This window comes from Chromobacterium sp. ATCC 53434 (assembly GCF_002848345.1).
GTDB lineage: Bacteria > Pseudomonadota > Gammaproteobacteria > Burkholderiales > Chromobacteriaceae > Chromobacterium.
Window position 1 is genome coordinate 4,976,715 of the sequence record NZ_CP025429.1, and the last position, 17,347, is coordinate 4,994,061.

Here is a 17,347-nt window from a genome sequence, read left to right on the forward strand (position 1 = left end):
GCGATTCGTTTTCTGAAATAGCAAAGACCCCGGACATGCAAGAACACTACTCCCCGCGCGAGCTGGAAGGCGCCGCGCAGCAGAAATGGCAGAGAACCGCCGCCTTCAAGGCCGTGGAAGACGCTTCCCGCCCCAAGTACTACGCGCTGTCGATGTTCCCGTATCCGTCCGGCAAGCTGCACATGGGCCATGTGCGCAACTACACCATCACCGACGTGCTGGCCCGCTTCAAGCGCCTGCAGGGTTTCAATGTGCTGCAGCCGATGGGCTGGGACGCCTTCGGCCTGCCGGCCGAGAACGCGGCGATGAAGAACGGCGGCGCGCCGGCCGCCTGGACCTACGCCAACATCGAGTACATGAAGACGCAGCTGGATAGCCTGGGCTTCGCTCTGGACTGGGAGCGCGAGCTGGCCACCTGCAAGCCGGACTACTACCGCTGGGAGCAGTGGCTGTTCACCCGCCTGTTCGAGAAGGGCGTGATCTACAAGAAGAACGGCGTGGTCAATTGGGACCCGGTGGACCAGACCGTACTGGCCAACGAGCAGGTGGTCGACGGCCGCGGCTGGCGCTCCGGCGCGCTGGTGGAAAAGCGCGAAATCCCGATGTACTACTTCCGCATCACCGACTACGCCGAGCAGCTGTTGGCCGACCTGGACAAGCTTGACGGCTGGCCGGAGCAGGTCAAGACCATGCAGCGCAACTGGATAGGCAAGAGCTACGGTTCCGACGTGGTCTTCCCGTACGACGAGGCCAGCATCGGCCACGCCGGCGAATTGAAGGTCTACACCACCCGCCCGGACACGCTGATGGGCGCGACCTATGTCGCCGTCGCCGCCGAGCACCCGCTGGCCACCCAGGCCGCGACCGGCAACGCCGAGCTGCAGGCCTTCATCGCCGAGTGCAAATCCGGCTCCGTCGCCGAGGCCGACGTCGCCAAGATGGAAAAGAAGGGCATGCCGACCGGTCTGTCCGTCATCCACCCGCTGACCGGCGACAAGTTGCCGGTATGGGTGGCCAACTATGTGCTGTGGGGCTACGGCGAAGGCGCGGTGATGGCCGTGCCGGCGCACGACGAGCGCGATTTCGAGTTCGCCAACAAATACGCGCTGCCGATCAAGCAAGTGATCGCGCCGGTGTCCGGCGACGGCGCGTACGACGCCGCCAACTGGCAGGAGTGGTACGGCCTCAAGGACGACACCGTGACGACGGTCAACTCCGGCAAGTACGACGGTCTCGGCTACCAGGCCGCTTTCGACGCCATCATCGGCGATCTGCAGGCCAAGAGCCAGGGTCAGAAGAAGACCCAGTACCGGCTGCGCGACTGGGGCATTTCCCGCCAGCGCTACTGGGGCTGCCCGATCCCGATCATCCACTGCCCGAGCTGCGGCGACGTGCCGGTGCCGGAAAAAGACCTGCCGGTCACGCTGCCGGAAAACGTGATTCCGGACGGCGCCGGTTCCCCGCTGGCCAAGATGCCGGAATTCTACGAAACGTCCTGCCCGAAGTGCGGCGGCGCGGCCAAGCGCGAAACCGACACCATGGACACCTTCGTCGAGTCCAGTTGGTACTACGCCCGCTACGCCTCGCCGAAGTGCGACACCGCGATGGTGGACAAGAAGGCCGCTGATTACTGGCTGCAGGTCGACCAGTACGTCGGCGGCATCGAGCACGCCATCCTGCACCTGCTGTACGCGCGCTTCTTCCACAAGCTGATGCGCGACGAGGGCCTGGTGTCGTCGGACGAGCCGTTCAAGAGCCTGCTGACCCAGGGCATGGTGGTGTGCGAGACCTTCTACCGCGACCTGCCGAACGGCACCAAGGACTGGATCGCGCCGCAGGACGTCATTCTGGAGCGCGACGCCAAGGGCAAGATCCTGTCGGCGACGCACCGCGTCGACGGCCAGCCGGTGGTGATCGGCGGCATCGAGAAGATGTCCAAGTCCAAGAACAACGGCGTCGATCCGCAGGAGTTCATCGAGAAATACGGCGCCGACACCGCGCGCCTGTTCATGATGTTCGCCGCGCCGCCGGAGCAGAGCCTGGAATGGTCGGACGCCGGCGTCGAAGGCGCCTTCCGCTTCCTGAAGCGGCTGTGGAAGTCCGCGCGCGAGCATGTCGAGGCCGGCGTTACGGCTCCGTACGCCGCCGGCGAATTGAACGCCAGCCAGAAGGAGTTGCGCTTCAAGCTGCACGGCACCATCCAGAAGGTCGCCGACGACTACGGCCGCCGCCAGCAATTCAATACCGCGATCGCCGCGGTGATGGAGCTCTTGAACGCCTATGACAAGGCCGATACCTCGGGCGAGACCGGCCGCGCCGTCGCGCAGGAAGTGCTGGAAGCCGCCGTGCTGCTGTTGTCGCCCATCGTGCCGCACGTCTGCGACGGCGTCTGGTCCGAGCTGAAGCCGGGCACCGAGCTGTTGGCGCAGGCCTGGCCGAAGGTGGACGAGAGCGCGCTGGTGAAGAGCGAGATCGAATTGATGGTGCAGGTAGCCGGCAAGCTGCGCGGCAGCGTGACGGTGGCCGCCGACGCCGCCAAGGACGTGATCGAGGCCGCCGCGCTGGCGCACGAAAACGTGCGGAAGTTCATGGAAGGCAAGCCGGCGAAGAAGATCATCGTCGTGCCGGGCCGTCTCGTGAACATCGTAGTCTGATCCTGATGACCATCGCGGCGCGGCGGGACGCGAGTCTTGCCGCGCCGTTTTGCCTGGCGGCTCATCCGCCATGGGGGATGCAATGAAACACTCTCTGAGATTCGCGCTGCTGGCTGGTTTCGTCTTGCTGCTGACCGCCTGCGGCTTCCATCTGCGCGGCCTCGGCGGCGCGATCAAGCCGCTGCCGTTCTCCACCTTGTTCGTCGAGGCCGGCACCAACGCCATCGCTCCGGATCTGGGCATCGTGCTGGCGCGCCAGCCCAAGCTGACGCTGACCGATACGCCGAAGAACGCGCAGGCGGTGCTGAGCGTGGTCAATGAAAACCAGGCCAAGGACATTCTGACCATCAATGTCGGCGGCAAGATCAACGAATACCAGCTGACCTATACCGCTGTGGTGCGGGTGGTGATAGGCGGCGTGCCGATCGAGCCGGACATGACGGTGACAGTGCGCCGGACGATGAACTACTCCGACAACGCCATTCTCGGCAAGCAGCAGGAAGAGGATCTGCTGTGGGCCGATGCCCGCCGCGACGCCGCCGAGCAGATCGTGCGCCGGCTGGCCTATCTGCCGGTGCCGACCGCCTCGCCGGCCGGACCGCAGAGTGTGAAGCCCGCCAATGCCGACCTTAAGCCCTGACGCCTTGAATGCGGCGCTGGCCAGGACGCTGGCGCCGATCTATGTGGTGCATGGCGAGGAGGCGCTGCTGGCGCTGGAGGCGGCCGACGCCATCCGCGCCGCGGCCCGCGATGCCGGCTATCTGGAGCGCGAGGTGCTGATGGTGGAGGCCGGCTTCGACTGGTCGCAGCTGAGCGATTCGATGAGCAGCGTGTCCTTGTTCGCCTCGTTGAAGCTGCTGGAAATCCGCATTCCCGGCGGCAAGCCGGGCGCCGAGGGCGGCGAGGCGCTGCAGCGGCTCGCCGCCGCGCCGCCGCAGGACACGGTGACGCTGATCACCTTGCCCAAGCTGGACAGGACGCAGCAGCAGAGCAAGTGGTTCACCGCGCTGGACAAGGCGGCGCAGACGGTGGAGGCGCGGCCGGTGTCGCGCGCCGAGCTGCCGGGCTGGATCGCGCGTCGGCTGAAGGCGCAGGGCCAGCAGTTGGGGCAGCAGGCGCTGGTGTTCTTCGCCGAGCGGGTCGAGGGCAATCTGCTGGCCGCGCGCCAGGAAGTGGACAAGCTGGCGCTGCTGTACCCGAAGGGCGAGCTGAGTCTGGCCGATCTGCAGGCCGCGGTGGCCAATGTCGCCCGTTTCGACGTGTTCCAGCTGTCCGAATCCTGGCTGGCCGGCGACACGCCGCGGCTGACGCGGATGTTGGATGGTTTGCTGGCCGAGGGCGAGGCGCCGGTGCTGGTGTTGTGGTCGCTGGCCGAGGACGTGCGCATGCTGCTGAAGCTCAGGCAGGGCTTGAAGGATGGCCGCCAGCTGCGCGACATGGCGCGCGAGCTGAAGCTGTGGGGCGAGAAGCAGAAGCTGGCCGAGCCGGCGCTGCGCCGCATCGGTCCGCGCAAGCTGATGGCGGCGCTGTCCGAGTGCGCGCGCGTCGATCGCCAGATCAAGGGCGTCGAGCCGGGCGAGCCGTGGCAGACGATGCGGGCGCTGGCGGTATCGCTGGCCGCCTGATCAAGCCGATTGTCCCGACGGGCCGCGCAAGCGGCCCGTTTGCATTTGGCATGAGCGATGGAGCTTGCTACGCTCGCCGATTTGAGCGCGGGAGAGAATGATGGGCGAGCGAAGCAGGGAGGCAGGGCATTATGGTCTGTACGATCTGGCCGAACTGCCGGCCGAAATGCTGCCGCAGGCGGCGCGGCTGTATGCCGGCCAGGGCTGGGGCGACGCGGCGTCTTTCGATCTGCCGGCGATGGCCGCGGCCTTCCGCGCCGGTCTCGGCGTATGCGCGGTGGCCGATGGCGAGCTGCTGGGGTGGGCGCGCGGCTTCAGCGACGGCTGGCCGAGATCATCGTCCGCCGCGACCGCGAGGGGCGCGGCATGGGCAGCGCGCTGGCGCGCGAGTTCATCGCCCGCTGCGGCGCCGGCCATGTCTATTGCGAGGCGCTGGCCGGGCGGGAGCCGTTTTTCGAGAAACTGGGATTCCAGGCCCGGCCGCGCTTGAGCGCGATGTCCTGGCGTCGGTAACGGCGCGCTGTGGGTAATTGTGGAAATCCGCCCTTGCTGTGGATAAGCGGCGGCGGGCGGAAACAGGCCGTGGGCCGCCGTATTTCTTGCTAGGCTGAGAAAAGCGTTTCCGGCGAAGGCGAGGTGGGATATGGACGGTCTGAGCGCGTGGGCCCGCGGCCGCGTCCATTACGGCTGGATCGCCGTCGCCGTCACCTTTCTGGTGATGTTGATCACCGCGGCGATCCGCTCGGCGCCCAGCGTGATGATGGTGCCGCTGGAGCATGAGTTCGGCTGGAGCCGGTCAGCCATCTCGCTGGCCCTGGCCATCAATCTGGCCCTGTTCGGCTTGATGGGGCCGTTCGCGGCGGCGGCGATGCTGCGCTTCGGTCTGAGGCGCACGGTGATCGCGGCGCTGGTCGTGCTGGCCGGCGGCGTCGCCCTGTCCGGCCTGATGCGCAGCAACTGGCAGCTGCAACTGCTGTGGGGATGGCTGGTCGGCTGCGCCACCGGGGCCACCGCGATGACGCTGGGCGCCTCGGTGGTCAACCGCTGGTTCGTCCGCCACCGCGGGCTGGCGATGGGCATCCTGACCGCCAGCTCGGCCACCGGCCAGCTGGTGTTCCTGCCGCTGATGGCCTGGCTGACCGAGCATCATGGCTGGCGCGGCACGGTGTGGCTGCTGGCCGGCTGCGCGGCCGTCATCGCGCCGCTGGTGTGGCTGCTGCTGCCGGAGCGACCGGCCAGTCTGGGGCTGAAGCCCTTGGGCGAGCCCGACGACGCGCCGGCGGTGGTTCCGCCGCGCCACCATCCGGTGCGCATCGCCTGGGACGCGCTGAGGCTGGCCTCGCGTTCGCGCGACTTCTGGTTGTTGTTCGCCAGTTTCTTCATCTGCGGCGCCAGCACCAACGGCTATATCGGCACCCACTTCATCGCGATGTGCGGCGACTACGGCCTGACGTCGGTGCGCGGCGCCGGCCTGCTGGCGGTGATGGGCATGTTCGACTTGCTGGGAACCACCCTGTCGGGCTGGCTGTCGGACCGCTTTTCGGCGCAGTCCCTGCTTTTTTGCTATTACGGTTTGCGGGGACTGGCCTTGCTGTACTTGCCGCACGCTTTCGGTTTCGCCTATTTTTACGGTTTGCCGCTGTTCGCGTTGTTCTACGGCCTGGACTGGGTGGCGACGGTGCCGCCGACCTTGAAGTTGACGGCTGAGGCCTTCGGCAGCGAGCGGGCCGCGGTGGTGTTCGGCTGGATCGTGGCCGGACACCAGTTGGGGGCGGCGTTCGCGGCGCTGGGCGCCGGCTTGCTGCGCAACAGCCTGGGCAGTTATGTCGTCGCGACGATGTGCGCCGGCGCCTTGTGCCTGTTGGCCTCGGTCCTGGTGCTGCGCATCGGGCGGCAGCGCGCGCAGCTGGTTTGAAAACAAGATGGAGAGACGGGTTTTCCGGTAGCAGGTATCTGATGTGGGTCCGATCCGCCGAGTGGCGCTCGGAGAAAGGCAGTCTGGCTTCACGTGGCAAGGGGGGGCGTCGGCGCGCCGGCGCAGCGTGTGCTTGAGTGATAAAACATCGGGAGGGGCTATGGGTTCCTGGTATGTCAGGGCGTGGGCGTTCGCGGCCATTGCCAGCGGCATCGGACATTTGCTGGCGCCGCAGTTGATGGCGGCCGGCACGGTCTGGGCGCTGTCGGTGGGTTGGCAGGCTGAAATCGCGATTTTCGATCTGGTTCTGGCGACGTATTTATTGTGCCGCCTGCATGCCGAGCCGGCATCGGCGCGCCAGTTGGTGGCCTTGTTGTGCGGCCTGTCCTTATTGTTGGGCCTCAATCATCTGCAGGGCGGTTTGCAGGGACATTGGGGTTTTCTGCATGTGGCGGGGGTGTTGGCCAACGGCCTGTCGGTGCTGGCGGGCGCCAGCCTGTTGTGGCCGTTGCGTCGGGCCAATCTCGAGCCGGAGTTGCGCAAACGCTTGCTGTAGGCGGGGAACCGGCGGCATGACGATCGCCCGGCGCATTTGCGCCGGGCGATCGTTTTTGGACTCGGACCGGGACCTGTGCCGGCTATTCGCGGTGGTAGGGGTGGTTGTTCAGTATCGAGTAGGCGCGGTAGATCTGTTCGGCCAGCATCACCCTCACCATGCCGTGAGGCAGCGTCATCGCCGACAGCTGCAACAGCACATCGGCGCGCTGCTTCAATTCCGGCGCCAGGCCGTCGGCGCCGCCGATGACGAAGGCGACGTCGTCGCCGCCGGCCATCCATTCCTTCAGGCCTTCGGCCAGTCTGACCGAGGTCCAGTTCTTGCCGCGCTCGTCCATCACCACCAGCCGCGTGCGCGGCGGGATGGCGGCGATCAGCCGCTCGTGCTCGGCGGCGATGCCCTTCTCGGCGGTGACGCCGCCGCCGCGCTTCTCCGGCTTGATCTCCTTGAGCTCGAGCGCGATGTCGCGGCCGAAGCGTTTGGCGTAGTCGGAATAGGCCTCGTCGACCCAGCGCGGCATCTTGGTGCCGACGGCGAATATGGTGATCTTCATGGCGACAGCGTGGAGAATGAGAAAAGGGCGGGAAGAACCCGCCCTTCGTTGGTCAGCTTAGACCGCCGACCACGGCTTGGCGGCGCCGAGCGCGAAGCTGGGCTTCTGGCCGCCCCACAGCGCCTCGATGTCGTAGTAGTCGCGAACGGCCGGCAGCATCACATGCACCACCACGTCGCCGGCGTCGACCAGCACCCATTCGCCGCTTTCGTGGCCTTCGCTGCCGACGATGTCCACGCCGGCTTCCTTCAGTTTGACCTGCACGCTGTTGGCCAGCGCCTTCACCTGGCGGTTGGAGTCGCCGGTGGCGACGATCATGCGCTGGAACAGCGAGGTCAGATTGCTGGTGTCCAGCTCGATGATGTCCTTGCCCTTGACGTCTTCCAGGGCCTCGACAGCCAGTTTGCTGATTTCTTGAATTTCCATGGTTCCTTTTTCCTGTGCCGGTACATAGCAGGCACAGGAGCCGGCAAGAGGTACCAAAAAGAGCGGGTAGGGGGTGCCCTACCGGTATAGCCGTTGCCGGCGGATGTAAGCCAACACGGCGGGATCGATCAGGCCCTCCACCGGCTCGTCGGCGGCCAGCAGCGCCCTCAGGCGGGTGGCGGACAGATCGAGCGGCGGCAGGGCCAGGGGGCGGATTGTACCGGAAGCCGTTCGATTTGAAAAATCAGAGACTTGGCGGGCGTGCCATTCACGTCGCACCGCAGGCGGCAAGGCGGCCGGATCGAAGCCCGGGCGCAGCGCGACGGCGAGGTTGGCCAGCGAGAACAGTCGTCGCCAATCCTTCCACGACGCCAGCCCGGCCAAGGCGTCGCCGCCGACCAGAAACCACAGCTCGGCGGTTTCGCCGAGTTCGGCGCGCAGCTCGCTCAGCGTGTCGACGGTATAGGCCGGCCGATCGCGCAGGACTTCGCGCGCGTCCACCGTCAGCCCGGCGTCGCCGGCGACGGCCAGTCGCGCCATTTCCAGTCTTTGGGCGGCGCTGGCGGCCGGCCGCTGGTCGCGGTGGTACGGCTGTCCGGCCGGAATCAGCCTCACCTGGTCCAGCGCCAGTTCGGCGGCGAAGGCGCGCGCCATCCGCAGATGGGCGTGGTGTATCGGATCGAAGGTGCCGCCGAACGCGCCGACGCGGACGCTCATGTGTTCTGGTTGTCGTCGCCGTTGCCGTTGACGATCACTTCCAGCCGGCCGGTGGACGGATGGATGACCAGGCCGTGCACCGGAATGTCTTTCGGCATCAGCGGGTGGTTGCGTATGGTCTGCACCGAGTGGCGCACGCTGTCGGTGACGTTGTCGAAGCCCTTCAGCCAGGTGTCCAGGTCGATGCCGGCCGCGCGCAGCGTGGCGATGGTGTCCTCGGTGACGCCACGCTCCTGAGCGTGGGCCAGCACCTTGTTCGGGTCGATCGCGCGCATGCCGCAATCGTGGTGGGCCACTACGCAGATTTCCTCGGCGCGCAACTCGTATACCGCGACGATCAGGCTGCGCATCACCGAACCCCACGGGTGGGTGATCAGCGCGCCGGCGTTCTTGATCAGCTTGGCGTCGCCGTTCTTCAGGCCCATGGCTTTCGGCAGCAGTTCCACCAGCCGCGCGTCCATGCAGGCGAGGATGGCCAGCCCCTTGCCGGGGAATTTGTCGGTCTTGAATTGCTCGTACTCGCGGTTTTCGACGAAGGCGCGGTTGTGGTCGAGCAGGGTATTCAGTCGGTCCATGTGTGCGGTTTCCTGTGCGGATATCGGGACGGATTCACCTGTGCGTCCGGCGGGCGCACAGGTGAATTCGCTCTGGATGTTTTACTCTATTCCGGGCGGCATGCTACCACCAGTCGCGGGGCGGAGGAACAGCCGCCGATAGCCGCATGGACGATGCAGTTTGGGGCGAAGCGGTATTTTTCAATCTTACCGCAGTCCGGGCTGGATGGTCCGCCTGCTTTCAGTGGCGCCCCCGCCACATCACCGCCAGCTGCACCAGCACCGCCAGCAGCAGCGCCGCGGCGAAGGCCGCGACGGTCGGCAGCGCCGCCAGCGCCCAGGCCAGGCAAAGACAGAAGGCGACGAAGGAGTAGAAGCCGCGCACCATACCGCGCAGCAGCCGTATCGCGGCGGCGTTGCCGGAGCTGGTGTGGGTGAATACCGCCATCACGCTGCCCAGCACCGGAAACACCGCCAGCAGGCCGCTGAGCGCCGGACCCAGCCGTTGCGACACGCTGGTGATGGCCAGCACCAGCAGCGCGCCGACCAGCATCCGCGGCGCCGGACCGGCCGCGCGCGGCGGCGCGGCTTCCGCCTGAGGCGGCGGCGGCGGGAACAGACGGCTGGCCACGGTCAGGAAGGCCAGTCCGAAACCGGCGCCCAGCCATGGCGGCGGCGCCGCGGCATGGCCCAGCGCCACCGCGGCGGCATAGCCGGCCAGACCCGCGGCCAGACAGGCCGGCCAGCGCCAGCGCAGCGCCGCCCAGCCGTAGGCGATGCCGAAGGCGATATTGGCGCTGGTGCCCAGCGCCGACGCCAGCGCCGCCTGGCGCGTGAAGGCCGGGCCCTGTTCCAGCACCAGGATCAGCAAGATGGACCCGGTGATCACCGGGAAGCCGGCCAAGGCGCCGGCCACGCCCGGTCCCCATTTTTTGGCGGCGGCGCTGATCAGCCAGATCAGCGTCGGCACCAGCAGCAATTTCAGCAGCAGTAGCATCTAGCGTCCTACCAGCGCGACAGATGGTCTTCGGCGACGCCGGCCAGCGCTGTCACGCGATGGGACCGGCCGCTGGCCGGATCGGTCAGCGCGCCGTCGAAGCGGCCTATCGGCTGCACGTAGCGGCTGGCGGCGATGATCAGATTCTTGTCTTCGCGCCGGGCGCCCTCCGGCGAGAACGTCAGGTCGACCAGACCGTCGGCGCTGCGGATGCGCCACGGCGCCAGTGGATCGTCGGCGTCGTAGTCGAAGGCGGCGGCGCCGACGGCGAACAGCCGGCCGTCCAGCCAGACGGCGTTCTCGGCGTCGCCCATATAGCCTTGTTGCAGATTGAAGCCCAGGCCGCGGTCATGGGCGCTGGCCCACAGCCAGCGCGTCTGGCGCGCCAGCAGGCCGTTGGAATGGTCCAGCGAGGCCACCGCGCCGGCGAGGTCGAAACGACCGGTCGCGCAGCGCGCCTCGCCTTCGACCGGCAGCCCGCCGCTCTTGTGGGTGCTGTGCGCCAGGTAGTTGGCCGGCGCGATCGCCGCCAGCACCGGCGGCATCGCCGCCAGATCCACGGTCGCGTCCAGCTGCAGTTCGCGGCTGGCCAGCGTCAGCCGCAGCGCGTCGCCGCCGCGCGCGAAGCGCAGATCGACGCCGCCGAAGCGGAAACGGGCATCGCCGAAGGCCTGCTCGGCCACCGCGACGCCCAGGCCCGGCACGCCGTTGGCGCTGGCGGCGGCCGCCACCCGGCCGGTGCGGCGGTCGAACAGATAGGCGAAGGCGGTGCCGTTCCAGCCGACGTCGACGACGGCCGCGCCGATCAGGAAATCGGCGGCGGCGATGGCGATGTACTGCCAGCGCTTGTGATGCAGCCGGCGGGTCAGCCGTTGCAGCGGCGTCAGCGCCAGCGCGCGCCAGTCGGCTTCGGGCACGATGCCCTGGTAGGCGCCGAAGGCGGCGGCGCCGGCTGCGGTGGTCAGGCGGGAGGGGGCGGGCGGCAGGCTGTGCATGGCGGCGTCGTGTTCCGGGTTCCGGGCATCGACGAGTCTAGCTGGAATCCGGACGTCATGACAGCGGGCAACAAACGTTTAGCGATGGGCGGAGCTGTGCGCATGCAACTTTGCCGCGAAGGCGGCTATCATAAGCCCCATGATGAAACGCCGCCTGTTGTCCGCGCTGCTGGCCGCCATGCTGGCGCAGCCGCTGTTCGTCCGCGCCGATCTGCCCGACCTCGGCGAGATTTCCGACGCGTCCCTGTCGCCGTCCGACGAGGCCCGCATCGGCCGCGACGCGCTGCGCGCGATGCGCGAGGCCGGCGACGTGCTGGACGACGCCGAGATCAGCGCTTACCTCAACGATATCGGCGGGCGGCTGGCGGCCGTCGCCGCCGTGCCCGGCGTCCATTTCACCTATTTCTGCGTCGGCGACACCGGCATCAACGCTTTCGCGATGCCGGGCGGCTACGTCGGCGTCAACATCGGCCTGATTCTGGCCACCCAGAACGAGGGCGAGCTGGCCGCGGTGCTCGGCCACGAAACCGCCCACGTCGCCCAGCGCCACATCGCGCGGATGCAGGCCGCCAGCAGCGCGACCAATCCGCTGCTGCTGTTGGGCACCATCGTCGCCGCCGCGCTGGCGGCCAAGGCCGGCAGCGGCGAAGGCGCGATGGGCGCGGTGTCGGCCGGCATGGGTCTGTCGATTTCGCGCCAGCTGGCGTTCTCGCGCGATTTCGAGCGCGAGGCCGACCGCGTCGGCATGCAGTACATGGCCGGGGCCGGCTTCGACGTCCGTTACATGTCCTCCTTCTTCCAGCGGCTGGAACAGGCCGGCCGCTACAGCGACACCATGGCCTACGCCTTCCTGCGCACCCACCCGGTGACGGTGGAGCGGATCAGCGAGGCGCAGAACCGCGCGCTGGACTATCCGGTGCGGATGCGCGCCGACAGCGTCGACTATTTGCTGGTGCGCGAGAAGCTGAGGGTGCTGACGATGACGCCGGAAGAGGCGGTCTCCTATTACAACAGCACGCTGGCGCGCGGCCTCTACCTGAACGAGGGCGCGCACTGGTACGGACTGGCGCGCGCCAGGCTGGCGCAGCACGATCGCGCCGGCGCCGCCGAGGCGCTGGCCAAGGCCCGCGCCAAGCTGCCGGATGATCCGATGCTGTACGGCCTGGACGTGGAGATCGCCCGCGACGGCCGTGACTGGGCCGCCGCCGCGCGCGCCGCGCGTGCCGGCCTGGCCGTCTTCCCGCGCAACGCGGCGCTGCAGCTGGCCCGGATAGACGTGGCGCTGGACAGCGACGATCGCAAGGAGGCGCAGGCGCTGCTGCGCCAGCAGCTGAACGACAGGCAGGACGATCCGGCCCTGTACCGGCGCGAGGCCAGGTTGTATGCCGACAAGGATCCGCTGCGCTACCACGCGGCGCTGGGCAACGCGTTCTATTACGAACAGCGCTATTCGTCGGCGTTGGAGCAGTACCAGCTGGCCAGCAAGGCCAAGGGCGATGATTTCTATCTGCGCTCGATGCTGGAGGCCAGGCTGCGCGAGGTGGAGCGCTTGGCCAAGGACGAACGCAAGGCTGCGCGGAATTGAAACAATTGTTTCAAGTTCGCACTTTCTATCGCAAAAAAACAACATGACGCGGCGCAGCATCGGTTTTTTTCGCACCTTCCCGCTGTCTTAGGCCCAGACGGCTATTCCTTTGCGAATCCTTCCAGTCGTACACTGGCTGGGTCGCATTGCGCTTATTCGAAAATGAACATTTTTATTTGCGAATCTGTTCGTTTATAATCGCAAATCAAATAATTGGCTCGCATTAGAGCCGATAGAGCATAAACGCGGGGCCGGCCAAGCAGATGCGGTCCCCGATGTCACCCGCTGTGAGGACCAGAGATGGCTGCAACTTTCCCTGACGATATCGATCCGTTGGAAACCCAGGAGTGGACTGAAGCGCTGGAATCGGTGCTGGACAACGAAGGCGCAGAACGCGCGCACTTCCTGCTGGAAACCATGGTCGAGCGCACCCGCCGTCGCGGTGCCCACCTGCCGTTTGACGCCACCACCGCGTACCAGAACACCATCCCGGTCGGCAAGGAAGCCAAGTCGCCGGGCAACCACGAGATGGAACACCGCATCCGCTCGATCAACCGCTGGAACGCCGCCGCCATGGTGCTGCGCGCCGGCAAGAAGGATCTGGAGCTGGGCGGCCACATCGCCTCCTTCCAATCGTCCGCCACGCTGTACGACGTCGGTTTCAACCATTTCTGGCGCGCCCAGAACGAAAACCAGGACGGCGACCTGATCTACTTCCAGGGCCACATCGCCCCGGGCGTGTATTCCCGCGCCTTCATGGAAGGCCGCCTGTCCGCCGACCAGATGGACAACTTCCGCCAGGAAGTGGACGGCCAGGGCCTGTCCTCCTATCCGCACCCGTGGCTGATGAAGGACTTCTGGCAGTTCCCGACCGTATCGATGGGCCTGGGCCCGCTGATGGCCATCTACCAGGCCCGCTTCCTGAAGTACCTGGAAAGCCGCGGCCTGGCCAAGACCATGGGCCGCAAGGTGTGGTGCTTCTGCGGCGACGGCGAGATGGACGAGCCGGAATCGCTGGGCGCGATCGCCATGGCCGCCCGCGAAGGCCTGGACAACCTGGTGTTCGTGATCAACTGCAACCTGCAGCGTCTGGACGGTCCGGTGCGCGGCAACGGCAAGATCATCCAGGAACTGGAAGGCGATTTCCGCGGTTCCGGCTGGAACGTGCTGAAAGTGATCTGGGGTTCCCGTTGGGACCCGCTGCTGGCGATGGACAGCAAGGGCCTGCTGAAGAAGCGCATGGACGAGTGCGTGGACGGCGATTACCAGACCTTCAAGTCCAAGGACGGCGCTTACGTTCGCGAGCATTTCTTCGGCAAGTACCCGGAACTGCGCGAAATGGTGGCCAATATGTCCGACGAAGAGGTGTGGAACCTCAATCGCGGCGGCCATGACCCGCACAAGGTGTACGCGGCCTACCACGAGGCCAGCTACAACGCCAACGGCCGTCCGACCGTGATCCTGGCCAAGACCATCAAGGGTTACGGCATGGGCGCGTCCGGCGAAGCCAAGAACATCGCGCACCAGGCCAAGAAGATGGACCTGGACTCCCTGCGCAACTTCCGCGACCGCTTCGGCATCCCGGTGTCCGACGCCGATCTGCCGAATGTGCCGTACTACCTGCCGGCCGAAGACAGTCCGGAAATGAAGTACATGCGCGAACGCCGCGCGGCGCTGGGCGGCTACCTGCCGGCCCGCAATCCGGTCAACCACCCGCTGGCGGTACCGGAACTGTCCGCCTTCGACGCGCAGTTGCAAGCGTCGGGCGACCGCGAGTTCTCCACCACGATGGCCTTCGTCCGCATGCTGGGCACCATCATGAAGGACAAGAACATCGGCAAGCGCGTGGTGCCTATCGTGCCGGACGAGTCCCGCACCTTCGGCATGGAAGGCATGTTCCGCCAGTACGGCATCTGGTCCACCCAGGGTCAGAACTACGTGCCGCAGGACCATGACCAGCTGATGTTCTACAAGGAATCCAAGGACGGCCAGATCCTGCAGGAAGGCATCAACGAGCCGGGCGCGATGGCCGACTGGATCGCCGCGGCGACCAGCTACGCCAACAGCAGCCAGCCGATGATTCCGTTCTACATCTACTACTCGATGTTCGGCTTCCAGCGCATCGGCGACCTGGCCTGGGCTGCCGGCGACATGCGCGCCCGCGGCTTCCTGCTGGGCGGCACCGCCGGCCGCACCACGCTGAACGGCGAAGGCCTGCAGCACGAAGACGGCCATAGCCACATCCAGGCCGGCCTGATCCCGAACTGCATCAGCTACGACCCGACCTTCGCCTACGAGCTGGCCGTGATCGTGCAGGACGGCATGCGCCGCATGTACGCCGAGCAGCAAGACGTCTTCTACTACCTGACTCTGATGAACGAAAACTACGTTCACCCGGCGATGCCGGCAGGCGCGGAAGAGGGCATCCTGAAGGGCATGTATCTGCTGCAGGACGGCGGCGACGCCAAGGTGAAGGTGCAGCTGATGGGCTCCGGCACCATCCTGCGCGAAGTGATGGCCGCGGCCGATCTGCTGAAGGCCGACTTCGGCATCGGCGCCGACATCTGGAGCGTGACCTCCTTCAACCAGCTGCGCCGCGACGGCATGGAAGCCGAGCGCCACAATCTGCTGAACCCGACCGCCGAGGCCCAGTCCTCCTACGTCGAGCAGCAGCTGGCCGGCCGCAACGGCCCGGTGATCGCCGCGACCGACTACATCCGCAACTACGCCGACCAGATCCGCGCCTACGTGCCGGGCCGCTACGTCGTGCTGGGCACCGACGGCTTCGGCCGCTCGGACAGCCGCGCCAACCTGCGCTCCTTCTTCGAGGTGGATCGCTACCACGTGGCGCTGGCGGCCCTGTCCGCTCTGGCCCGCGACGGCAAGATCGACGGCGCCAAGGTGGCAGAGGCCATCGCCAAGTACGGCATCAAGACTGACAAGCTGCCGAGCTGGAAGGTGTAATTCCAGGATGGAAGCCCCGGCTGCGGCCGGGGTCTTCCGTCTTTGCAAGGCAAGCGAATCTGTAGCGGATATCCGGCGGAACGCCCCGAGAGGGGCTTCCGCCCTACGAATGGAAAGCTCATGAGCAATCTGATCGAACTGAAAGTGCCCGACATCGGCGGTCACAACAACGTAGACATCATCGAAGTATTCATCGCCCCGGGCCAGACCGTGTCCGTGGACGACTCCCTGATCACGCTGGAAACCGACAAGGCGACGATGGAAGTGCCGGCCGAAGCCGCCGGCGTGGTCAAGGAAGTCAAAGCCGTCGTCGGCGGCAAGATTTCCGAAGGCGACGTGATCGCCATCATCGAAGTGGGCGCCGCCGCGTCCGCGCCGGCTCCCGCGGCCGCACCGGCCGCAGCCCCGGCTTCGGTCGCAGCCGCTCCCGCTCCCGCAGCCGCGCCGGCAGCGCCTGCCGCCCCGGCGGCTTCGGGCCGCAGCGAAATCCGCGTGCCGGATATCGGCGGCCACAACGGCGTCGACGTGATCGAAGTGACTGTCAAAGTGGGCGATGAAATCGCCGTCGACGACAGCCTGATCACGCTGGAAACCGACAAGGCCACGATGGAAGTGCCGGCCACCGCCGCCGGCCGTGTGGTGGAAGTGAAGATCAAGGTCGGCGACAAGGTCGGCGAAGGCGACCTGATCGTCGTCGTCGAGGGCGCAGTCGCCGCGTCCGCCCCGGCAGCCGCTGCGCCGGCTCCGGCAGCAGCCCCGGCCGCTCCGGCCCCGGTCGCCGCCGCGCCTGCAGCCGCTCCGGCCGTGGCGCCGGTAGCCGCAGCCGTGTCCGCCGCCATCGACGAGGCGGCCTTCTCCAAGGCCCACGCCGGTCCGTCCGTGCGCCGTCTGGCGCGCGAACTGGGCGTGGACCTGGGCAAGGTGAAGGGCAACGGCCGCAAGGGCCGCGTCACCGAAGACGACGTCAAGGCCTTCGTCAAGGGTGTGATGCAGAACCCGGCTATTCTGGCCCCGGCCGCCGCGCCGGCGGGCTCCGGCGTCGGTCTGGACCTGCTGCCGTGGCCGAAGGTGGACTTCGCCAAGTTCGGTCCGATCGAAACCAAGCCGCTGTCCCGCATCCAGAAGATTTCCGGCGCCAACCTGTCGCGCAACTGGGTGATGATCCCGCACGTCACGTTCAACGACGAGTGCGACATCACCGAGCTGGAAGACTTCCGCAAGACCGTGGGCAAGGAATGGGAAAAGTCCGGCCTGAAGATCAGCCCGCTGGCCTTCATCATCAAGGCCGCCGCCGAAGCGCTGAAGGCCTTCCCGAACTTCAACAGCTCGCTGGACGGCGACAACCTGGTGCTGAAGCAGTACTACCACATCGGCTTCGCCGCCGACACGCCTAACGGCCTGGTCGTGCCGGTGATCAAGGACGCGGACAAGAAGGGCCTGCGCCAGATCGCCCAGGAACTGACCGACCTGTCCAAGCTGGCCCGCGAAGGCAAGCTGAAGCCGACCGACATGCAAGGCGCGACCTTCACCATCTCGTCGCTGGGCGGCATCGGCGGCACCAGCTTCACGCCTATCGTCAACGCGCCGGAAGTGGCCATCCTCGGCGTCTGCAAATCGCAGATCAAGCCGGTGTGGAACGGTTCGGAATTCCAGCCGCGCCTGATGTGCCCGCTGAGCCTGTCCTTCGATCACCGCGTGATCGACGGCGCGGCCGCCGCGCGCTTCACCGTGCACCTGGGCAAGCTGCTGACCGACGTGCGCCGTCTGATCCTGTAACGGCTGGGCGGAAGCCTCGGCTTGGCCGGG

15 protein-coding genes are annotated in these 17,347 nt (G+C 66.9%); 9 read left to right on the forward strand and 6 right to left on the reverse strand.

The window, feature by feature from the left end; genetic code table 11:
* Positions 1–35 precede the first annotated feature (35 nt).
* From leuS to CXB49_RS22345, 6 genes are all read left to right on the forward strand, one after another.
* A complete protein-coding gene (leuS, locus tag CXB49_RS22320) occupies positions 36–2,654 on the forward strand; it encodes a leucine--tRNA ligase (RefSeq protein ID WP_101710398.1) in 2,619 nt (872 codons plus the stop codon).
* An 82-nt stretch (positions 2,655–2,736) separates the two neighbouring features.
* Positions 2,737–3,294 (forward strand): LPS assembly lipoprotein LptE, encoded by a 558-nt coding sequence (gene lptE, locus CXB49_RS22325; RefSeq protein WP_101710822.1) that lies wholly within the window; start codon positions 2,737–2,739, stop codon positions 3,292–3,294.
* Complete coding sequence (gene holA, locus CXB49_RS22330) at positions 3,275–4,279, forward strand: DNA polymerase III subunit delta (RefSeq protein WP_101710399.1); 1,005 nt, start codon at positions 3,275–3,277, stop codon at positions 4,277–4,279. Before lptE ends, holA begins: the two co-directional genes overlap by 20 nt.
* A 300-nt stretch (positions 4,280–4,579) precedes the next feature.
* Complete coding sequence (locus tag CXB49_RS22335) at positions 4,580–4,792, forward strand: GNAT family N-acetyltransferase (RefSeq protein WP_101710400.1); 213 nt, start codon at positions 4,580–4,582, stop codon at positions 4,790–4,792.
* Positions 4,793–4,922: 130 nt separating this feature from the next.
* Positions 4,923–6,194 carry an MFS transporter gene (locus CXB49_RS22340; protein WP_101710401.1) on the forward strand — a complete coding sequence of 424 codons (1,272 nt, stop codon included), beginning with the start codon at positions 4,923–4,925 and terminating at the stop codon, positions 6,192–6,194.
* Positions 6,195–6,354: 160 nt separating this feature from the next.
* Positions 6,355–6,750 (forward strand): hypothetical protein, encoded by a 396-nt coding sequence (locus CXB49_RS22345; protein ID WP_101710402.1) that lies wholly within the window; start codon positions 6,355–6,357, stop codon positions 6,748–6,750.
* Between the two features lie 82 nt (positions 6,751–6,832).
* Here CXB49_RS22345 and rlmH read toward each other — a convergent pair whose 3' ends face one another.
* The 6 genes from rlmH to CXB49_RS22375 form a co-directional block, all read right to left on the reverse strand.
* On the reverse strand, positions 6,833–7,303 hold the full coding sequence (gene rlmH / locus CXB49_RS22350; protein WP_101710403.1) for a 23S rRNA (pseudouridine(1915)-N(3))-methyltransferase RlmH: 471 nt from the start codon (positions 7,301–7,303) through the stop codon (positions 6,833–6,835).
* A 57-nt stretch (positions 7,304–7,360) separates the two neighbouring features.
* Positions 7,361–7,729, reverse strand: a complete 369-nt coding sequence (gene rsfS, locus CXB49_RS22355) for a ribosome silencing factor (RefSeq protein WP_101710404.1) — start codon at positions 7,727–7,729, stop codon at positions 7,361–7,363.
* Positions 7,730–7,807: 78 nt separating this feature from the next.
* A complete protein-coding gene (nadD, locus tag CXB49_RS22360; protein ID WP_101710405.1) occupies positions 7,808–8,446 on the reverse strand; it encodes a nicotinate-nucleotide adenylyltransferase in 639 nt (212 codons plus the stop codon).
* Positions 8,443–9,021, reverse strand: a complete 579-nt coding sequence (locus CXB49_RS22365; protein ID WP_101710406.1) for a carbonic anhydrase — start codon at positions 9,019–9,021, stop codon at positions 8,443–8,445. The genes nadD and CXB49_RS22365 overlap by 4 nt, the downstream gene beginning before the upstream one ends.
* A gap of 220 nt (positions 9,022–9,241) precedes the next feature.
* Complete coding sequence (locus CXB49_RS22370; protein ID WP_101710407.1) at positions 9,242–9,997, reverse strand: hypothetical protein; 756 nt, start codon at positions 9,995–9,997, stop codon at positions 9,242–9,244.
* Positions 9,998–10,005: 8 nt separating this feature from the next.
* Positions 10,006–10,992 (reverse strand): DUF2804 domain-containing protein, encoded by a 987-nt coding sequence (locus tag CXB49_RS22375; protein ID WP_101710408.1) that lies wholly within the window; start codon positions 10,990–10,992, stop codon positions 10,006–10,008.
* A gap of 139 nt (positions 10,993–11,131) precedes the next feature.
* Here CXB49_RS22375 and CXB49_RS22380 point away from each other — a divergent pair, with 139 nt between their 5' ends.
* From CXB49_RS22380 to aceF, 3 genes are all read left to right on the forward strand, one after another.
* Positions 11,132–12,577: a M48 family metalloprotease gene (locus tag CXB49_RS22380; RefSeq protein ID WP_233492893.1), complete on the forward strand. Its 1,446-nt coding sequence runs from the start codon at positions 11,132–11,134 to the stop codon at positions 12,575–12,577.
* Positions 12,578–12,877: 300 nt separating this feature from the next.
* Positions 12,878–15,541 carry a pyruvate dehydrogenase (acetyl-transferring), homodimeric type gene (gene aceE / locus CXB49_RS22385; RefSeq protein WP_101710409.1) on the forward strand — a complete coding sequence of 888 codons (2,664 nt, stop codon included), beginning with the start codon at positions 12,878–12,880 and terminating at the stop codon, positions 15,539–15,541.
* Positions 15,542–15,661: 120 nt separating this feature from the next.
* The gene (aceF, locus tag CXB49_RS22390) at positions 15,662–17,317 is read left to right on the forward strand and encodes a dihydrolipoyllysine-residue acetyltransferase (protein WP_101710410.1); all 1,656 of its coding nucleotides are present in this window, start codon (positions 15,662–15,664) and stop codon (positions 17,315–17,317) included.
* The last annotated feature ends 30 nt before the right edge of the window (positions 17,318–17,347 follow it).